Raw genomic sequence first — 19,677 nt, forward strand, 5'->3', positions numbered from 1 at the left:
GGCCTCATGGGTGAACCACGCTGCTGCCGGGTCTGCTGAAACGTATCTGTGGGGTGCCGCGCTCCTACGCTGCCCGAGGATGCCACCGGACCGGTATCCGCGGAACGGAACCCGAGGAACGGACTCCCCCCATGCGTCTTCGCTCGACCGCCGCCGTGTTCGTCGGCGCTCTCGCGCTCGCCCTGCCCACCGCCGGCCCGTCGGTGGCCGACGACCACGGTGGGCGCGCCCTCGGCACGCTGCACTACCAGTACCTGGACGCGGCGGGCGTCGAGAGAAGGGGCCAGATCCGGCCCGCCGACAACGACACCTGCTACCTGCTGACGCGCACCTCGCGCGACGAACCCGCCATCGAGGTGCGCAACGCGACCGAGTCGCTGGCGGTCCTCTTCGACAACCGCAGCTGCGACGGCGAGGCGGAGGCGGTGCTGAAGCCGGGGGAGCGGGCGAGGCAGGTGGAGGTCGTCTCGGTCTACTTCAAGCCGGTGGACCAGGCGGACCCGGGCCGGGGCGACCACGGAGGGAACGGCGGGAACGGCGGGAACGGCACCTGGCCGGGCCGGGACGACCGGCCCCGGGACGACGAGGCCGACGAGGACCAGACCGACACCGGGAACACCGGCAACACCGGCAACACCGGGAACACCGGGAACACCGGGAACACCGGGAACACCGGGAACACCGGCAACACCGGCAACACCGGGAACACCGGCAACACCGGCAACACCGGGAACACCGGCAACACCGGGAACGGCACCTGGCCGGGCCGGGACGACCAGTCGCGCGACGACCAGGCCGACGAGGGCCAGAACCAGAACCGTGACGACGAGGAAGAGGAGGAGGACTTCCTCGCCGCCGTCTTCCGCGCCCTGGGCGCCCGCGGCTAGCGGGGGCGCGGTCCCCGGCGGAGCCGGGCCCATGGAACAGGGCCGCCCGGGGAGGATTCCTCCCGGGCGGCCCCGTGGTCTAGCGGTTCAGCCGTCGTTCACCCTGCCCCGGTGGGGTCAGAAGGTGAGCTTCCAGCTGTTGATGTAGCCGGTGTCCAGGCTGGCGGCGTCCCTGACGCGGAGCTTCCAGGTGCCGTTGGCGACCTCGGAGGAGGCGTTCACGGTGAACTGCTGGACGATGTTGTCCGCGCTGCCGCCGGTGCGGTTGCGCAGGTTGTAGACGCTGCCGTCGGGGGCGACCAGGTCGACCACGAGGTCACCGACGTAGGTGTGGACGATGTTCACGTCCACCTTGAGGGCGCTCGGGGCGTTGCCCGTGCGCGTCACGTTGATCGGGGACTCGACGGTCGCGTTGTCCGCGATCTGGTAGTCCGTGGTGTTCTCGAAGACGCTCGGCTGCGTGGTGCCGACCGTCCAGGTGAACGCCGCGGTACCGGTCTGGTTCTGGGAGTCGGTCACCGTGACGGTCACGTTGGACGTGCCCGCGGTGGAGGCCGTGCCCGAGATCAGGCCGTTGGAGGAGTTGATCGACAGGCCGGCCGGCAGGCCGGTCGCCGCGTAGCTCAGCGCACCCGGGTTCGTGCTCGTGGCCTGGACCTGCAGGCTGACGGCGCTGCCCGTGACGGTGTTCTGGTTGGCGATCGGGGTGACCGTGACGCCGTTGGAGATGCGGGATCCGACGGCGACGCCGGCCCAGGCGTTGGCGACGTTGTTGTAGATCGTCGAGCCCTGGCCGTAGAGGTCGGCGGCGGCCTTCAGGGTCTGGACGCGGGCGTCGGCGTAGTTGGTGTTCGACTTGAAGTAGCCCACCGTCAGCGCGCGGAACCAGATCTTCGAGGCGGCGTCACGGCCGATCGCGGTGACGGGCAGGCCGTCCGCGGTCGGAGAGTTGTAGCTCACGCCGTTGACGACCTTGGCGCCCGAGCCCTCGGAGGCCAGGTAGTACCAGTGGTTGGCCGGGCCCGAGGAGTAGTGGACGTCGATGCCGCCGAGGCCCGAGTACCAGCTGTCCTTGGACGCGCCGTCCTTGCTCGGCTTGTCCATGTAGCGCAGCGGGGTGCCGTCGCCGTTGATGTCGATCTTCTCGCCGACCAGGTAGTCGCCGACGTCCTGCGGGTTGTTGGCGTAGAACTCGACGGCCGCCGCCATGATGTCGGAGGTCGCCTCGTTCAGGCCGCCGGGCTCACCGCTGTAGGTCATGTTGCCGGTGACCGAGGTCAGGCCGTGGGTCATCTCGTGTGCCGCCACGTCGGTGGAGGTGAGCGGCTTGTTGTTGCCCTCACCGTCGCCGTACGTCATGCAGAAGCAGGAGTCGCTCCAGAACGCGTTGACGTAGGCGTTGCCGTAGTGGACCCGGCTGTACGGGGCCACGCCGTCGTTGCGCAGGCCGTTGCGGCCGTGCACGTTCTTGTAGTAGTCCCACGTGGCGGCGGCGCCGTAGTGGGCGTCCGCGCCCGCCGTCTCCAGGTTGGACGGCTGGTTGTTGCCCCAGATGTCGTCCGGGCCGGAGAACAGGGTGCCGGTACCGGAGCCGGTGCCGCGGTTGAGGTTGTACGTCTTGTGGCTGCCGCGCGCGGCGTCGGTCAGGTTCCAGGTGGAGCCCGACTGGGTGGTCCCGAGGGTCACCTGGCCGCTGTACATCGTGTTGCCGGTGCCGGTCTCGATGGCCTGCCACTCGGTGATCTTGGCGCCGGTCTTGGCGTTGGTCACCACGTGCAGCTCGTTCGGCGTGCCGTCGTGCTGGAGGCCGCCGACGACGGTCTCGAACGCGAGGACGGGTGCGCCTTCGGCCGCCCAGATCACCTTGCGGGCGTTCTTGGAGGGCTTGGCCTCCTTGGAGCCCTCGGCGCTCGCGGCGGAGACGGCCTGGCTCTCGGCGGCCGCCGGGGTGACGGTGGCGCTGGTGTCGGCGACCTTGATCTCGTGGTTGGTCGCCTTGGTCACGCTCTTCGTGACGCCGTCCTTGGCGTGGACGGTGAGGTCACCACCGAGGACCGGGAGCCCGTCGTAGGTGCGCTCGTAGGTGGTGTGCGTGGTGCCGTCCGCGTCCTGGACCACGTCGCGGACGACGAGCTTCTCGCCGCTGCCGAGGCCGAGCGCCTTGGCGGCCTGCGCGGTGGTCGAGTTGGCCTCGGCCAGGAGCGTCGCACGCTCCGAGGCGCTGAGTGCGCGGTTGGCGGCGCCCGGGTTGGGCTGGGAGGCCGTGGGTGCCTGTGACGCGGTGGCGTCGGCGGTGGCGGTGCCGGTCTGAATGCCTACGGCGAGCAGAGCAGCCGCGGCAACGAGCGCGCCGGCCGCGGTGGCACGCCTCTGGGGGGTGGACCTCAACGCAGACTCCTTCTGCAAGGGGGGTTCCGGATGGCTGGGTGGGCCTCCGGGCAGAACAGGGCTGGTGCGATGAACGGTCGAAGATTGCCACTCGCGGCGGCAGATGTCAGGGCCGCGTCAAAAGGTTGGCCGGAAACGGTCCGTTGTCCGAAGATGCGTATCCGGTATCCGGACCATTCACCTCCACGCGCCACCTGGGTCGTCCGACATGCGGAACGCCTGCTACCGGTTGCTAACACTTGCGCAACAAGAGGCTTCGTTGACCCAAACGGCATTTACCGTACGGGTGTTTGTCGTACTGTTTCCCGGTGCGGCAGATGTTCGTTGCCAGGGGAAGCGATGGGCACCCGCCACTGTCATATGACCACGTGCCAGGGGGGCCCATGAGGCATGTCCATATTCCTGCGCAAAGAGTGGCCAGAGCGGCCAGGGGGTCCCTTGCGCCCGCACGGCGCCTCGGAGACAAGGCCCGCTGGTACCGCCCGGCCGCCATCGCCGCCGACTTCCTCGGCGCCGCGATCCCGGTAGGGCTCGTCTTCGACGCCGCGCAGCAGGTCCGGCCCGTCTACTGCGCCCTGGCCGCCGCCGTGGCGTGGACCGGGGTCCAGGCACTGCGCCGGCGCTACGCGACCCGCGTGCTCGGGGAGTCGCGCGGCGTGCTGCCGGTCGTACACGACTGGCTGATTCTGATCGGCGTCCTGGCCGTGGCACGTGTGGTGACCGAAGAGGCCACCCCCCGGCTGTCCGCTCTCGGGGCGCTGCTGCCCGCTCTGCTCATCACCGTCGCCGTCCACAAGCTGACCTACCGGCACCTCTCGGCCGCCCGCCGCGAGGCGCAGGCCGTCAGCCGCGTCCTGGTCGTCGGCGAGCCCGACGCGGCCGAGGACGTCATCGCACACCTCTCCGCCCGCACCGACCACCCGTACGTCGTCGTCGGCGTGGTGCCGGTCGGTGCCGGGCCGCTCGTCAGCGGGGTCCCGGTGGCGGCGCGGCTCGACGGACGGGCCCCCGAGGCCCCGAACGGCGACTCCGCGGCCGTGCTCGGCGCCGTCGCCAGCCACCACGCCGACCTGGTGCTGGTGGCCCCCGGCGTGCGGATCACGGGGGAGCGGCTGCGCCGCATCGCCTGGGCCCTGCACGACACCGGTCTGGAACTCGCGGTCTTCCCCGGCCTGGTGGAGGTCTCCGTGAAGCGGCTGGAGACCCTGTCCGCCGGCGGGCTCGCCGTGCTGCGGGTGGCGCCGCCCGTCAGCCGCGGCGTGCAGACCCTGCTCAAGTCCGCCCTCGACCGCGTCGGAGCCGCGGCCGGACTGCTGCTGCTCTCCCCGGTCCTGCTGGGGATCGTCCTGGCCATTCGGCTCGGCTCGCGCGGTCCGGCCTTCTACCGGCAGCGGCGGATCGGCCGCGACGGGGTCCCGTTCGTCATGTGGAAGTTCCGCACGATGGTCGTGGACGCCGACGCCCTCAAGGCCGAGCTGTCCGGGTCCAACGAGAACGACGGCCTGATGTTCAAGATGCGCCGCGACCCCCGGGTGACCCGGGTGGGCCGGCTGCTGCGCCGCACCTCGCTGGACGAGCTGCCACAGCTCATCAACGTGATGATCGGCGACATGTCACTGGTCGGCCCGCGCCCGCCGCTTCCGGAGGAGGTGGCGGAGTACGACGAGGTCGAGCTGCGCCGGCTCACCGTGCGGCCCGGGATGACGGGACTGTGGCAGATCAGCGGCAGATCCGACCTGTCCTGGGACGAGACCATCCAGCTCGACCTGCAGTACGTGGACAACTGGTCCTTCACCAGTGACGTCGACGTCATGGGCCGCACGCTCCGCGCCGTCGTAGACGGTCGCGGAGCGTACTGAGGGGCCCGGGCCGCCTGTGCGATCAGCTCTGCTCGCGCCACCACTTGTACGTGGCGGCGATGCCGTCCCGCAGCGGGACGGCGGGCTTCCAGCCGAGCGACGTCAGGCGGCTCACGTCCAGGAGCTTGCGCGGGGTCCCGTCCGGCTTGGACGTGTCCCAGGCGAGCCGGCCCTGGAAGCCGGTCACCTCGGCGACCGTCTCGGCCAGTTCCCTGATGGTCAGGTCCTCGCCGCAGCCGATGTTGACGGGCTCGTCGCCGTCGTAGCCGTTCAGCAGCACGGCGCAGGCCGCGGCCAGGTCGTCCACGTGCAGGAACTCCCGGCGCGGGGTGCCCGAGCCCCACAGCGTGACCTCGTCCCGGCCCTCGGCGGCGGCCTCGTGGAAGCGCCGGACGAGGGCGGGCAGGACGTGCGAGGTCTCCAGGTCGAAGTTGTCGCCCGGGCCGTAGAGGTTCGTCGGCATGGCCGAGATGTACGAGGCCCCGTACTGCTTGCGATAGGACTGGACCTGGACGATCCCGGCGATCTTCGCGAGGGCGTAGGCCTCGTTGGTCGGCTCCAGCGGGCCGGTCAGCAGCGCGTCCTCGCGGATCGGCTGCGGGGCCAGCTTCGGGTAGATGCAGGACGAACCGAGGAACAGCAGCCGGCCCACGCCGGCGGCATGGGCGCCGCCGATCACGCTGAGCTGGATCTGCAGGTTCTCCTCCAGGAACTGCACCGGGTAGGTGCTGTTGGCCATGATTCCGCCGACCTTGGCGGCGGCCAGCACCACGGCGTCCGGGCGGACGTCCTTCAGGTACGCGGCGGTCGCGGCGGCGTCGCGCAGGTCGAGGTCGGCCCGGCCCCGGGTGAGCACCTCGTGGCCGTCGGCGGTCAGCCGCCGGGCGACCGCGGACCCCACGAGGCCGCGGTGGCCCGCGACGAAGACGCGGGCGTTCGGGGGCAGGAGCGGCAGCGAACTTGTCATACCGCCGATGATGCCAGTCCGCTCCCGCGGGAGCCGCAGCGGTCCACGGCCCGGGCCACGGTCCCGGCTGCGGTCCAGGCCCCGGCCGGGCCGGACCCGGCCGCCGGCCGGAGGCCGTGCCCAGGGGGCCTCACGGTGCGGGGCGTTGCCCCGGGCCGTACGGCCGGCCCGTACGCGGCCGCCGGCCCGGCTCCGGCCCTGCGGGTGCTGTCGTCGGTCCGGGGGTGCCCCCGGCGGACCTCGCGTCCCGAGCGGCGGCGCCCCGGCACCCACGGGCGGCCCGGGTCCGGGGGCGTCCGGCCCTCGCCCCGCGCTCCGGCGGGGGCAGCCGATCCCGTCCCGGATCCGCCGCCGGAACCGGGAGCGGTACGGCCCGCGTCAGGAGCACACGACGGCCCCCGCCCCGCCGGGGCGGTCCGGGGGCGGCCGTGTACGGTAACGCAATCCGGGCCGCGGCCGGGCCGCCCGGTGCGACGCCACACGGCCCGCTCCGCACCCGCCCCGGGGCACCGCCTCACCACGACCGACAGAAACAACCAGCAAGGGGACCCCATGGGCAAGACCGCACTGATCACCGGCGTCACGGGACAGGACGGCTCCTACCTCGCCGAGCTCCTGCTCTCCAAGGGCTACACGGTGCACGGGCTCGTGCGGCGGTCCTCCAGCTTCAACACGGAGCGGGTCGACCACATCTACCAGGACCCGCAGACCGCCAACCGGTCCTTCGTCCTGCACCACGCCGACCTCTCGGACGGCGTGGCCCTCGTGAACCTGCTCCGCGACATACGCCCCGACGAGGTCTACAACCTCGGCGCGCAGTCCCACGTCCGCGTCTCCTTCGACGCCCCGCTCTACACGGGCGACGTGACCGGCCTCGGCGCGCTGCGGCTGCTGGAGGCCATCCGGGCCAGCGGTGTCGACACCCGTATCTACCAGGCCTCGTCCTCCGAGATGTTCGGCGCCACCCCGCCCCCGCAGAACGAGGCCACCCCGTTCCACCCGCGCAGCCCGTACGGCGCCGCGAAGGTCTTCGCGTACTGGACCACGGTGAACTACCGCGAGGCGTACGACATGTTCGCCGTCAACGGGATCCTCTTCAACCACGAGTCCCCGCGCCGCGGCGAGACCTTCGTGACCCGCAAGATCACCCGCGCGGTGGCCCGCATCAAGGCCGGTCTCCAGGACCACCTCTACCTCGGCAACCTCGACGCGGTGCGCGACTGGGGCTACGCCCCGGAGTACGTGGACGCCATGTGGCGGATGCTCCAGCAGGACGAGCCCACCGACTACGTCGTCGCCACGGGGGTGGCCGCGACCGTCCGCGAGTTCGTGGAGTCCTCCTTCTCGCACGCCGGTCTCGACTGGACCGAGCACGTGCGGTACGACGCCAAGTACGAGCGCCCGAGCGAGGTCGACGCCCTCATCGGCGACGCGTCCAAGGCCCATGACCTGCTTGGCTGGAAGCCGACGGTCCTGGTTGCGGAACTGGCGCAGATCATGGTTGACGCCGACATCCGTCAGGTCGAGGACCAACTGGCGGGTGTGACGGTCCGCATCGACCGCTGAGGCCTTATATTTCCCCTACGGTTTGCCGTGTTCCGGTCATACTCCGCAGCTCTGCGGGGGTGTGGCCGGGGTAAACCTGCCGTATGTCCCTTGTGCACCCTCCATGCTGAACCTGTTGATTCCAAGTTGGTATGCAATGGGTCAAGAGAGGTGACCGGGCCTTCATATGAGCCCTAGTCTGCGCCAGTACATATGGCTGTTCGGATAGTTCCAGCCATCAAACCGGGCAATTGCCCTGGGGGGCTCATGCGTAGATCCAGAGGGCTGACTGCCGCCCTCGTACTGTCACTGGCCGGTGCGGGCACCGGCATAGGCCTGGTGCTGATGCCGCAGGCGTCCGCCATCACGGCACCGGTGGCATTCACCGCCGACGAACTGCCGACCTGGCAGACGAACGGCGTCGTCTGGGCGATGGCCCAGGCCAACGGCACCGTCTTCGCCGGCGGTACCTTCTCGGCCGTCCGTCCGCCCGAGGGCGTGGCCGGCGCGGAGCAGAACGCCGTGAACTTCGTGGCGCTCGACGCCGCCACCGGCAATCCCACCTCCTGCAAGCTGGCCTTCACCATCGGCGAAGGCACGGCGACCGTCCGTACGCTGGTCGTCTCGAACGACAAGAAGACCCTCTACGCGGGCGGGTACTTCGGCGCCGTCAACGGCACCCCGGTCTCCAGCCTCGCCGCGATCGACATCGCGAGCTGCACCCCCAAGGCATCGTTCCACCCGAGCTTCCCCGCCACCGTGCGCGCGCTCGCCGTCACCGACGACACCCTGTACGCGGGCGGCGACTTCAACGCCGTCGAGGGCCAGACCCGCGAGCGGTTCGCCGCCGTGGACGCCACCTCCGGTGCGCTGAAGCCCTTCGTCGCCAACGTCGACGAGCCGGGCCGCGCCGTCGAGGTCACCCCCGACGGCAAGAACGTGCTGCTCGGCGGTGACTTCTTCACCGTCAACGGCTCCAACAGCCACGCTCTGGCCGTGGTCAACGCCACCACGGGTGCGGTCACCAAGACGTACAGCAACATCCCGTCGAACTCGGTCGTCAAGGACATCTCCACCGACGACACCGGCTTCTACACCGGCCACGAGGGCTCCGGCGGCGGCGTCTTCGACGGCCGCATCGGCCTGCGCCTGAGCGACTTCACCGAGAAGTGGCGCGACCGCTGCCTCGGCGCCACCCAGTTCGTCCTGCCGTACGAGGGAGTGCTCTACAGCTCCTCGCACGGGCACGACTGCTCCACCGAGCTGGAGTTCCCCGACGGCAAGCGGAACTTCCTGCTGGCCCAGCCGACCAACCACGAAGGCGCCGCCCCCGCGCCCGTGGACGGCTTCGTGCGCGGCCCGGGCAAGCTCGGCTGGCACCCCACCGCCAACGACGGCATGGACGGCACCGAGGGCATCGGCCCACGCGTCATGGCCGTGGCGGAGAAGAACGACACCAAGTACATGTGGGTCGGCGGTGAGTTCACCCTCATCAACGGCAAGCCGCAGTGGGGCCTGACCCGCTTCGCCTCGAAGGGTGACGTCGGCGCCCCGACCACCCCGGTGGCCAGCGCCTCCAGCGTCAAGCCCGGCGAGGCCCAGGTCCGCTGGCGCACCAGCTACGACGCGGACGACAGCAAGCTGACGTACCGCATCTACCGCAACGGCTCCGCCACCCCGGCCGCCACCGTCACCGCCAGCTCGCTGGAGTGGGAGCGTCCCCAGGCCTCCTGGAACGACACCACGGTCAAGGCCGGCCAGAGCTACACCTACCGGGTGACCGCGACCGACGCCGCCGGCAACACCAGCGCCCTGTCGGCCGTCGCCTCGGTGACCGTCCCGACCTCGGTCCAGTCCTACCCGAACCAGGTCCGTGCCGACGGCGCCGACCTGTACTGGCGCTACGACGACGCGGTCAGCCCCTACGTCGCCGACTCCTCGGTGTCCGGCAACCGCAGCGGCATCCAGCTCAACGCCCCCGCCCTGAAGCAGTCGCCCGGCGCCGTCTCCGGCAGCACGGCGATGGGCTTCAACGGGACCAGCCAGCAGGTGTACAGCGACCGCCGTCAGACGGTCGGCAACGCCTTCACCGTCGAGACCTGGTTCAAGACGAACACCACGCGCGGCGGCAAGCTCATCGGCTTCGGCAACAACCAGGCCCGCAACAGCGGTACGTACGACCGCCAGATCTACATGACCAACACCGGTCGCCTGGTCTTCGGCGTCTACAACGGCTCGACCCGCACCGTCACCACGGGCCTGTTCGAGACGTACAACGACAACAAGTGGCACCACGTGGTCGGCACCCAGGGCCCCGGCGGCATCACGCTGTACGTCGACGGCCAGAACAAGGGCTCCCTGAACGCCACGAGCACCACCAACATCGCGGGCTACTGGCACGTCGGCGGCGACAACCTCGCCAACTGGCCGACCCGTCCGACGAGCAACTTCTTCGCGGGTCAGCTCGACGAGACGGCCGTCTACCCGTCGGCGCTCACCCAGGCCCAGGTCAAGAGCCACTTCGACCTGGCCAAGGCGCCCACCGACACGGTCTCCGCGGTCAAGACGACCGAGGACACCTACGTCAACCAGGGCGCTCCGAGCGCCGCCAACGGCGCGTCGACCTCGCTCGCGGTCCGCGGCAGCGGCTCGCTGTACGAGACGTACATGCGCTTCAACCTGCCGGCCGCCCCGGCCGGCCAGGTCCTGAAGTCCGCCTCGCTGCAGATCAAGACCAGCACGCAGGCGAACGCCGGTACCACGGACACCGTGAAGGTGGTCCCGGTCACCGGTAACTGGACGGGCGCGGGTACGACCTTCAACACCAAGCCCACCCTCGGCACCACCCCGCTCGGCACCCTCGCGGGCGTGCCGGAGGGCTCCGCGGTGCACAACGTGGAGCTGGACACCGCCGCGGTCACCGCCGCGCTGGGCACCAGCTACGGCCTGGGCCTGACGAGCACGGGCACCGACCCGCTGTGGATCTGGTCCTCCGAGGCCACGGCGGCGGAGGGTACTCCGCAGCTGGTCCTCACCTTCGGCGCGAAGTAAGCGACGACAACCGAAACAACCGCCTGACGGCGTGCGGGGTCCGGCTCTCTGTGGCCGGGCCCCGCTGCACACCCCCTTGAGTACGGGAGCCATCCGATGTACCGACGCTCCGCAGCGGCTGCTGTCCTGCTGACCGCCGCCCTGACGCTGACCGCCTGCAGTTCGGGCGGGGACAAGGCCGAATCCGGCGCCTCGCCGAAGCCTCCGGCCTCGTCGTCGGCCCCCGACCCGGCGGATGCTGCCCCGCAGCCGTCGACCGACCCGAACGCGAAGCCGACCGGCCCCGTCCTGCCGGACGCGAAGCTCACCCCGAAGACGGGCAGCTTCACGGCGGAGGAGAAGAAGTACCTGAGCGGGCGGGTCCCCGACAAGGTCGACCCGGCGTCCGTGCTGCAGGGCGGCCAGGACGCCTGCCAGCGGGTGCAGCGCACCGCGAAGCACGACAAGGACGCGGCGACCGGAGCCGTCATCACCGGCGAGATCCCGGGCGCCAAGGACGCGATCACCCTCCTGTGCCCGGACCAGAAGCCGATCCTCGCCGCGGCGGAGAAGGGCTTCCCCGAAGGCCCCCGGACCTCGCCCGCCGCGGGCAGCTACCGCGCGCTCACCCAGGCCACGAACTGCACCTGGGAGGCCAAGGGCAAGGACGGCGCCACCCTCGCCTCGGGCCCCGAGACCCCGCCCAAGGCCGGCGACAAGATCACGGCGACGATCCCGGCCGGGACGGCGGAGTTCAACTCCTCGGGCTGCTACGCCTGGATCCCCGCGTAGCCGCCCCCCTGACGCCCCCGAGGACCGGACTCCCGGCCCCCGGGGGCGTTTTCATGCCCGGAACCCGGGTACCCGCGCGGACACAGTCCCGACAGCGGAAGGCGGATCCATGGGCATCGGCGGATGCATCGTCCTGATCGTGGTGGGTGCCATCCTCACCTTCGCGAGCGACTGGGAGCTGGAGAGCGTCAACCTCGACCTGGTCGGCCTGATCATGATGGCGGTCGGCGGAATCGGCCTCGCCGTGTACATGAGCGTCTACAAACGCCGCCGGGCCACGGGCGCCATCCCGGTGGTCGAGGAACACCGCCGGGACGTCATCTGACGCTGCGGCAGGAGTTCCTGCCGCCCGTGACCGCGGTCGCCTCAGCGGCGGATGCCCTCGTACACCGGAAGAAGGGTGTCCAGGACGGCGTCCATGGAGAAGGACCCGGCAGCCAGCTTGCGGGCCGAGCGCGAGGCCTCGTCGTTCGCGGCCGGGTCCAGGAGCTCCAGGACGGCGGCGGACACGCCGCCCGGGCCGGGGTCGACCGCGCGCCCGGCACCGGTGCGGCCGATGTCGCGGGCCAGGCCGTTGGAGTGGGTCACGACCGTGGGAACGCCCACCGAGAGGGCTTCCAGCACCGACATGGGGAACGGCTCGTCCACCGACGGCAGTACGTAGACGTGCGCCCGGCGCAGTTCGGCGAGGACCTGCGCACTGGACAGGGCACCCGGCACGGTGAACCGGTCGGTGAGACCCAGCGCCCCGATCCGGGCCCGTACGGCGGCCAGCTCGCCCTCGTCCGGGCCCGCGACCACGAAGTGCGCGTCCGGGTGCGCCGCGAGCACCGCGGGGGCCGCGTCCACGAAGTCGACCGGCCGCTTGCGGGACTGCAGGCGCGCCGAGTACAGGATGCGCGGCGGGCCGCTCAGCGGGGGCCGCTCCTCCTGCGCCGGGGTCCCGTTGACCAGGCGGACCGCCTGCGCCAGGGGCGGCGCGCCGACCACCGCGTCCAGCCCTGCCCGCTCGTGCGGGGTCAGGTACAGCACCGCGTCCGCGCCGCGCAGCAGCCGGCGTACCGCCACCGCGTCCAGCACCTTGGCCAGCAGCTTCTCGCTCGGGTCCACCATGCCGTGGGTCTGCAGCACCAGCGGCTTGCCCGCCCGCAGCGCCGCCAGCGCCACCGGAAGCGTCACCAGGTCCCGGGCCAGGTGGACGTGTACGACGTCCGCGTCCCGTACGAGGCGTCCGGCCGAGGCGAGGAGCGCCGGCGAGGTCATCCCGCTGAAGCCGAGGGGGAGCAGCCGGCGGGCCGGGAACAGCCGCGCCGGAACGCCCTCCACAGAGGTCGGCCACGGGTCGAAGCCCTCGCCGAGCGCGAGCAGCCGCGCCTCGTGACCGCGGGCCCGCAGCCCCTTCGCCAGGTTCAGAGCGACCCGGACCGGACCGCCGAAGGCGTGCGAGGGGGAGTGGAGCGTGACGGCGTGCAGCACTTTCATCGCGGCGCTCACTTGGGCTCCTCCACCGGGCGGCGGTGCCCGTCCTGGGTCTGCAGGGTCAGCTCGGGCAGGTCCTTGTGGACCACGGCGCCGGCCCCGGCGACCGCGCAGCGGCCCACCGTGACCCCGGCGAGCACGGTGGCCCGTACCGCCACCCACGCGCCGTCCTCGACCACGATCGGGGCGTTGCGGTAGCGGAAGTCGGCGGCGCGGTGGTCGTGCGAGCCGGTGCACAGCATCGCTTCCTGCGAGACGCACACGTTCGCCCCGATGGTCACCGGCTCCAGGTTCAGCAGCCAGGCGCCCTCACCTATCCAGGTGTGGTCCCCGATGTCGAGCTTCCACGGCCACAGCACCCGTACCCGGTGCCGGATGAGCACGCCCTCGCCGATCCTCGCCCCGAAGGCCCGCAGCAGCGCGACCCTCATCCGGGCCGGACAGAACCAGGCCATGAAGACCGTGTTCATCACGGCGAACCAGAGCGCCTGCGTCAGCAGTCCGCGCCCCTTGTCGTACCCGGCCAGCGTGAAGGAAGGAAGATCACGCAACAGAAGCCCCCATCGTGCTCTCGGCCACGGCCTCCCCGGGCGCGGCCCGCTCAGACTAGACTGCCCGCGGACCAGGCACATCGGGTGGGGGCGGCAGTGACGACGGACATACGCAAGCCCCCCGCGACACCCGCGAAGCCGCCCGTCCCGTCCCCCTTCGAGGACGAGACCCTGTGGGGCCGGGCCACCCTCCCGCGCACGCTCCTCTCGCGCGCGCTGTCCGTGCCGCTCGCGCTCGGATTCACCGTCTTCCTGCCGCTGTTCGTCGCAGTCCAGACGGGCGCCGGCGTCCGCGACGCGGCCTTCTGGCTCCAGCTGCTGCTCACCATGTACGCGGGGGCCCGGCTCTCCGCGATGGTCCTCACCAGCCGCCGCAAGCTGCTGCAGGGTTCCTTCTGGCTCTTCGTCTACATGGCGATGGGGGTGGCCCCGCTCGCGCAGGCCGTCCTCGGCCAGGTTCCCACCCCCGTCGTCGGCCCGCGCACCGACCTGACCGTCGCGATCGGGCTCGTACTGCTCGGCTGCACGGCCTTCGACGTCGGGGTGCTGCTGGCCCGGCACCGGCCGGCCGGGCGTGCGGGAGGCTCCCAGAAGGCGTCGAAGCCCGTCATGGCGCACCGGCGCCGGCTACAGCTCCTGACGATCCTGTCGTTCCTCTGCAGCGCCGCCTTCATCGTGAAGCTGGGCGGCCCGGCGGTCTTCTTCTCCAGCCGCCAGGAGATCATCGCGGGCATCGAGGAAGCGGGCGTCTCCAACGGCGACGGCCAGGCCGGCCAGGCCCTGCTGCGAGGATTCGGCACCGTGCCGGCGCTGCTCGCGCTGCTCCTGTACACCCGCTGGCTGATCACGTCGAAGTTCGCCCGCCGCAAGGTGTCGATCATCGTCACGTGGGCGGCGCTCGCCGGCCTCAACCTGATCGTCAACAACCCGATCTCGAACCCGCGGTACTGGTTCCTGACGGTCATGTTCGCGCTGCTGTTCACCGTCTTCCCGGTGAGCGCCGCGATGTACCGGGTCGCGCTGTCCATGGCGGTGGTCGTCGCCCTCCTGATCTTCCCGTTCGCGGACCGCTTCCGCTACGACGAGAAGAACTACCGGCCGGTCGAGACCACGTCCTTCCTGGAGCCCATGGCCCTGAAGGACTACGACCAGATCGGCATGTTCGCGAACACCATCACCTTCTCGAACTCCGGCCCCGGCCACTACTACGGGCGCCAGCTCGCGGGATCGGTCTTCTTCGCGGTGCCGCGCGCGGTGTGGCCCGGCAAGCCGCGGGACACGGGCGTGATGGTCGGTCAGTGGATGGGCACGGTCAACACCAACCTCTCCTCCCCGATCTGGGCGGAGCTGTGGCTGGACTTCGGGCCGCTGGGCATGGGGGCGGGGATGCTGGGCATGGGGTACGCCGCAGCCCGGGTCGACCGGCGCTACGCGAAGCGGGCCACGCGCCGGAGCCCGCCGGGGAGCCTGATCTCCGTGGTGGTCCCGCTCGTCGCGGGCTACTCGTTCATCCTGCTGCGCGGCCCGCTGCTGCAGGCCTCGGGCCGCGTGGCGATCGCGGCGCTGTGCCTGGCGCTCGTCGCGACCTACCGCTCGGACAAGTCCACCACCCTGCGCTAGCCCTGCCCGGGCGGGTCGCGGTGAGGTCTGCCCGGCCTCTGCCCGCGCCGCCGCTTCCCGGGGCTCCGCCCCAGACCCCGCGCCTCAAACGCCGGCGGGGCTGGGTATTTCAGCCCCGCCGGCGTTTGAGGCGCGGGTCCGGGCAGAGCCCGGGAAACGGTGAAAGGGCGGGGCGGGGAGAGAAGCCCGCGCAGCGGCTCACGCTCCGCGCGAGCGGGTCAGGCAGCAGGTACGGGCTCGGGTTCCCGCGAGCCGGCGGTGGCCGGGAGGCGGGTGACGCGCCACCAGGCGGCCAGGGCCTTGAGGGCCGAGCCGGCCGCCAGGCCCCAGGCGGCGCCCGCCACACCCCACACCGCGTACCCCCCGAGCAGCAGCCCCACGGACAGCAGCGAGAAGACCACCTGCAAGGACAGCGTGGCCTTCGGGGCGAGCACCCGCAGGGTCAGCAGCGCGCACGTGCCGAGACCCATCACGGCGTACTGCGCCCCCGTGGCCGGCAGCAGCGCGGACGCGCCCGCCCAGGTGTCGCCGAGCAGTTCGCGGCCCAGCCGGTCCGGCAGCAGGTACAGGGCCGTGGCCCAGCCCGCGCCGACCGCGGCGAGTACGAGTCCCAGCGCGGCCGTGGCCCGGACCGTGGCCCGCTTGCCGCCGAGCCGGCCGAGCACCGGCGGCCCGAAGGCGTTCGCGGAGTTGAACAGCACGTTCAGCGGCCCGAAGAGCGTGGTCGCACCCCGCAGCGCACCGACGGCCAGCGGCGTCGCGAAGGCGCCGAGGCCCAGGACGGCGAGCTGGCTGGAGCCGTTGCCCACCGCGAACTCGACCACGAACCGCTGCCCGAGGTGACCGCGCCGCAGATACGGCCGCAGGTCCGCCCGGGCGCCGCGCACGTACGGACGCAGCAGCCACAGCCCCAGGCCCAGCGCGGGCAGCGCGGACAGCCCCCACGCGAGCACCAGCCGCCCGGCCGAGGCCCCTCCGGGCTGCACGGCCAGCGCCGCGACCACGCACACCAGCCGCAGCACGTCCGCGGCCAGCGCCCGCTCCGGGGCGCGCAGCGCGGAGAAGCAGTAGCGCAGGCCGTCCTGGAGGAGCACCAGCGGCAGGACGACGCCCAGCGCGAGGAAGGCCGTTCCGGTGGCCCCGGCCAGCACGAGGCCCAGTACCAGCAGCAGCGCTCCCACGGCGGCCGACGCGGCCGCGGTGAAGCCCACGGCCGAACGGCACCGGGCGCCGAGCCCCGCACCCTTCTCCAGCACGAGACTCTGGCCCACGTAGGCCATGTTCAGTCCGAGGAGCACGCTGAAGGTCACGTACACCATGGAGAAGTCGGCGAACCCGGACGCCGAGGACAGCCGGGCGGCCAGCACCAGCACCAGGATGTTCGTGGCGCTGGAGGCGGCCTGGTCCAGGACCGACGCGACGGCGGCGAGGCCGCGTCGGCTCATCTGCGGCCCATGCGGACGGTGCGCAGCGCGACGGTGTCGGTGCCGTCACCGGGGATGTGCTGCTCGGGCTCGGCCACCTCGTACGGCAGGGGCTGGGGCTGCGGCACGGGCTTGCCGGACTTCGCCGCCGTACCGGGACCCGCGCCGGGGCCGGCGGGGGCCGCGCCGCCCTTGCCCTTGCCCTTGCCCTTGCCGCGCTTCTCGCCGGGCAGCGGTGCGTGCAGCACCGCGCCGAGCACGGTGCCGCCGGCGCCGCTGATCAGCTCGCGGATCCGGGTCAGGTCGGTGCGGTGCACGGCGCGCGGGTCGGCGACGACCAGGACGCCGTCGACGCGGTCGACGAGGGCCAGGGCGTCGGCGTAGGAGAGCACGGGCGGCGCGAGCACGACGACCGTGGAGTTGGGGGAGTCGGCCTCGGAGATGAGCCGGGTGGCACGGGCCGAGGTCAGCGAACGCGGCACGTTGCGGGCCCGCTCGCCCGGGATGAGGTCGAAGGTGCCGGACTCACCGGCGTCCACGACGAGCTGACGGCCGTCGGGCCACTCGGTGTCCGAGTGCCGGCCGCCGCCGGCCGGGCTGCCCGGGGTCTGGCTCCAGCGCGGCCTGCCGCCGGCGTCCGTCGGCAGCTGGCTGGCCAGGACCGGGGTGCGCAGGTCGGCCTCGATGAGGAGGACGTCCTTGCCGGTCTCCGCGAAGGAGGCGGCGAGGTTCACGGCCACGGCGGCGGCGGTCTCGCTGCTGCCGCGCGGGGCGACCACGAGCAGACGGCGCCGGTCGGCGAAGCGGGCGTCGTAGGCGAGGCGGAAGGCCACCGAGCGGTACTCCTCGGCGAGCCGGGGGTCGGCCTCACCGGCGGCCAGGAGCGGTCCGCCGCCCGTCCGGTCCCGGGGCAGGTAGCCCAGGACGGGTGCGCGCAGCGCGCGGGCGACGTCGCCCTCGGAGCGCGGGGCCGGGTCGAAGACCAGCCGGACCCAGGCGGCCAGCAGGCCGAGCGCGAGGCCCACGGCCGCGCCGAGCGCGAGGGACATGAGGATGCCGGGGCCGTCGGCCCCGGGAGGCGCGGTCGCGGCACTCGTGACGCGGCCCGGGGTCATGTCCAGGGCCTCAAGCTTGGTGATCTTGGTGTTGTAGCTGCCGACCTCGCTCTGCAGGTCGGTCTTGGAGGAGCTGGCCGCGTCCCGTCCGGCGCCGGCCGGCATCCGGGCGATCTCCTTCGACACCTCGTCGAGCTGCTTGGCGATCGGGTCGCGCTGCTCCTTGTACCCCTTGACCATCTTGTCGCGGGTGGCGTCGAGGGACTCCTGCCGCTTCAGCAGGTAGGCCGCGGTCATCGCGTTCGCGCGCTTGGCCGCCTCCTTGGGGGAGGACGCCGTGTACGTGAAGCGCAGCACCATGGTCTGGGGCGGGTTGGTGACCTGCAGACCGCTGCGCAGGGAGGCGAAGCCGGACTCGGACACGCCGAGCTTCTTGGCCGCCTCGTTGGCTATGGAGGAGCTGAGCGCGACCTGACGCTCCGAGCCGATGTTGATCGCCTTGTCCGGGGCGAGGCTGGGGTTGAACGGGTCGTCGGTGGGCGCGCGCAGGACGACGTCGGCGGTCGCGACGTAGGTGTCGGCCGTGGAGATGCCGAGGTAGACGCCGCCCAGCAGACCGATCCCGATGCCCGCGCCGATGAGCCTGCGGTAGCGCAGGAGCTGCCGGAACTGGTCTCTGAGGAGATCCGGTTCGTCGTCGGCCGGTGCCGCTGCAGGGCGGTTCGTCTCGATCACGGCCGGGTTCCCCCAAGTGCTTCGTCTATCAGTGCGTCGATGCGGGCCAGGCCCGCTTCACGGCTCAGGTGGGCCGCCACGTGGCGGGGTCCGGCCGCTCCCAGTGCGTCCGCTCCGTCAGGGTCCTCGGCCAGGGCCCGTACGGCCTTCAGCAGGGCCTCGGGGTCCTCCGGCGGTACGAGCACCCCTGCGCCCGAGCGTTCCACCTCCTGGGCGGTTCCGCCCTCCGCGGCCACGGAGGCGACGACGGGCCGACCGGTCTGGAAGTACGAGGTCAGCTTCGACGGGACGCTCATGTCCAGCACGGCGGCGTGCTGCGTGACCGCGAGAACGTCCGCCGCCGCGAGGATATCCGGGAACTCGCCGTCAGCGGCAGGGGGGATGATGTCCAGATTCGGTACATCCGCCGCGAGCTCGGACAGAGTCGCCCGCTGGCTGCCGTCGCCCATCAGGACGAACCGGACACTCGGATCCAGCCGGGCGGCACCGACGAGGACTTCCAGGCCCTGCTTGAGGCCCATGTTCCCGGAGTGCAGGACGACGGTCTCGCCAGGGGCCCAGCCGAGGTGGTGGCGGGTCTCCCCGCGCGGCTTGGTGGGCACCGGCACGTGCGACCAGTTCGGGACGAGGCGGATCTTCCCGGGGTCCACGCCCATGCCGACGACCCGGTCCACGAAGGTCTCGTGGATGACGCCGACGAGGGTGGCGCGCTTGAGGGCGTAGGCCTCGGCGCGGCCGGCGATCGCGGCGGCCTTGTCGCCGCCGCTGATCCCGCTCTGCGCGGCGGCGGCGCCCATCAGGTCCTGGACGACCGGGACGTAGGGCACCTTCCAGCGCGCCGCGAGCCGGGCGGCGAGCACGCCGCCGGCCAGGCTGGGCATCTGGGCGAGGACCGCGTCGGGCCTGGGCATGCGGGGCGGGGCCACCGCGCCGTGCAGCAGAATCGATCCTTCGAAAAGGGCCCGCTTCACGGCGGTCTGGCGCGGCGGCACGGTGTGCGCACGCCGGTGCACGGTGACACCCGCGCGCTGTTCCGTGCGCTGGAACGCCCCCTTGTACTCGGGTTCGAGCGACCACGCCGGGTAGTGCGGCATGCCCGCCAGTACGTGGGTCTCGTGACCGAGATCCGCCCAGTGCTCCGCGATCTGGGTGGCGTACGGGCCGATCCCCGCGTGCTCCGGAGCGTAATTGGTGGAAACCAGCAGCATGCGCCGCTGACCGGATCTGGACACCGTGCGTCCCCTCTTCCCCTGGATGATGCGCACGTCACCCTATTCGTTCACCCGCATGCTGCGGAACGTGCACGCTATTGTCTGCTAATCCGCTACACCGGGGGGTGTGGCTG

Annotated in this window: 14 protein-coding genes; 7 read left to right on the forward strand and 7 right to left on the reverse strand. The window is 71.8% G+C overall.

What is annotated here, in order from left to right; translation table 11 throughout:
- Positions 1-131 precede the first annotated feature (131 nt).
- A complete protein-coding gene (locus DEJ51_RS34635; protein WP_223835939.1) occupies positions 132-887 on the forward strand; it encodes a hypothetical protein in 756 nt (251 codons plus the stop codon).
- A gap of 117 nt (positions 888-1,004) precedes the next feature.
- On the opposite strand, the gene DEJ51_RS23310 is transcribed toward DEJ51_RS34635, so the two are convergent.
- Complete coding sequence (locus DEJ51_RS23310) at positions 1,005-3,275, reverse strand: M4 family metallopeptidase (protein ID WP_150259483.1); 2,271 nt, start codon at positions 3,273-3,275, stop codon at positions 1,005-1,007.
- Between the two features lie 383 nt (positions 3,276-3,658).
- Between DEJ51_RS23310 and DEJ51_RS23315 the strand changes: the two genes are divergently transcribed.
- Complete coding sequence (locus tag DEJ51_RS23315) at positions 3,659-5,134, forward strand: sugar transferase (protein ID WP_150259485.1); 1,476 nt, start codon at positions 3,659-3,661, stop codon at positions 5,132-5,134.
- A 22-nt stretch (positions 5,135-5,156) separates the two neighbouring features.
- Here the strand turns inward: DEJ51_RS23315 and DEJ51_RS23320 are convergent, their stop codons facing one another.
- Positions 5,157-6,101, reverse strand: coding sequence for a GDP-L-fucose synthase family protein (locus DEJ51_RS23320; RefSeq protein ID WP_150259487.1), 945 nt, complete (start codon positions 6,099-6,101; stop codon positions 5,157-5,159).
- A 552-nt stretch (positions 6,102-6,653) separates the two neighbouring features.
- Between DEJ51_RS23320 and gmd the strand changes: the two genes are divergently transcribed.
- The 4 genes from gmd (at position 6,654) to DEJ51_RS23340 (ending at position 11,793) form a co-directional block, all read left to right on the forward strand.
- Positions 6,654-7,667 carry a GDP-mannose 4,6-dehydratase gene (gmd, locus tag DEJ51_RS23325; RefSeq protein ID WP_030386879.1) on the forward strand — a complete coding sequence of 338 codons (1,014 nt, stop codon included), beginning with the start codon at positions 6,654-6,656 and terminating at the stop codon, positions 7,665-7,667.
- 246 nt (positions 7,668-7,913) lie between these two features.
- Complete coding sequence (locus DEJ51_RS23330) at positions 7,914-10,697, forward strand: DNRLRE domain-containing protein (RefSeq protein WP_190620582.1); 2,784 nt, start codon at positions 7,914-7,916, stop codon at positions 10,695-10,697.
- Between the two features lie 96 nt (positions 10,698-10,793).
- Entirely contained in the window at positions 10,794-11,468 is a 675-nt protein-coding gene (locus DEJ51_RS23335; protein ID WP_150259490.1) for a hypothetical protein, read from the forward strand.
- A 109-nt stretch (positions 11,469-11,577) separates the two neighbouring features.
- Positions 11,578-11,793: a DUF6458 family protein gene (locus DEJ51_RS23340; protein ID WP_150259492.1), complete on the forward strand. Its 216-nt coding sequence runs from the start codon at positions 11,578-11,580 to the stop codon at positions 11,791-11,793.
- A 41-nt stretch (positions 11,794-11,834) separates the two neighbouring features.
- Here the strand turns inward: DEJ51_RS23340 and DEJ51_RS23345 are convergent, their stop codons facing one another.
- Positions 11,835-12,950: a glycosyltransferase gene (locus DEJ51_RS23345; protein WP_150262097.1), complete on the reverse strand. Its 1,116-nt coding sequence runs from the start codon at positions 12,948-12,950 to the stop codon at positions 11,835-11,837.
- A gap of 8 nt (positions 12,951-12,958) precedes the next feature.
- Positions 12,959-13,498 carry a WcaF family extracellular polysaccharide biosynthesis acetyltransferase gene (locus tag DEJ51_RS23350; RefSeq protein WP_150259494.1) on the reverse strand — a complete coding sequence of 180 codons (540 nt, stop codon included), beginning with the start codon at positions 13,496-13,498 and terminating at the stop codon, positions 12,959-12,961.
- A 96-nt stretch (positions 13,499-13,594) separates the two neighbouring features.
- On the opposite strand from DEJ51_RS23350, the gene DEJ51_RS23355 reads away from it, so the two are divergent.
- Positions 13,595-15,118, forward strand: coding sequence for a hypothetical protein (locus DEJ51_RS23355; RefSeq protein WP_411757342.1), 1,524 nt, complete (start codon positions 13,595-13,597; stop codon positions 15,116-15,118).
- A gap of 218 nt (positions 15,119-15,336) precedes the next feature.
- Here the strand turns inward: DEJ51_RS23355 and DEJ51_RS23360 are convergent, their stop codons facing one another.
- The 3 genes from DEJ51_RS23360 to DEJ51_RS23370 are packed head-to-tail and all read right to left on the reverse strand — an operon-like array spanning position 15,337 to position 19,540.
- Entirely contained in the window at positions 15,337-16,563 is a 1,227-nt protein-coding gene (locus DEJ51_RS23360) for a hypothetical protein (protein WP_150259496.1), read from the reverse strand.
- The gene (locus DEJ51_RS23365; RefSeq protein WP_150259498.1) at positions 16,560-18,332 is read right to left on the reverse strand and encodes a lipopolysaccharide biosynthesis protein; all 1,773 of its coding nucleotides are present in this window, start codon (positions 18,330-18,332) and stop codon (positions 16,560-16,562) included. The genes DEJ51_RS23360 and DEJ51_RS23365 overlap by 4 nt, the downstream gene beginning before the upstream one ends.
- Complete coding sequence (locus DEJ51_RS23370) at positions 18,329-19,540, reverse strand: glycosyltransferase (protein ID WP_150262099.1); 1,212 nt, start codon at positions 19,538-19,540, stop codon at positions 18,329-18,331. The genes DEJ51_RS23365 and DEJ51_RS23370 overlap by 4 nt, the downstream gene beginning before the upstream one ends.
- Positions 19,541-19,677: the final 137 nt, after the last annotated feature.

The sequence above is a fragment of the Streptomyces venezuelae genome (assembly GCF_008642275.1).
GTDB classification, from domain to species: domain Bacteria; phylum Actinomycetota; class Actinomycetes; order Streptomycetales; family Streptomycetaceae; genus Streptomyces; species Streptomyces venezuelae_E.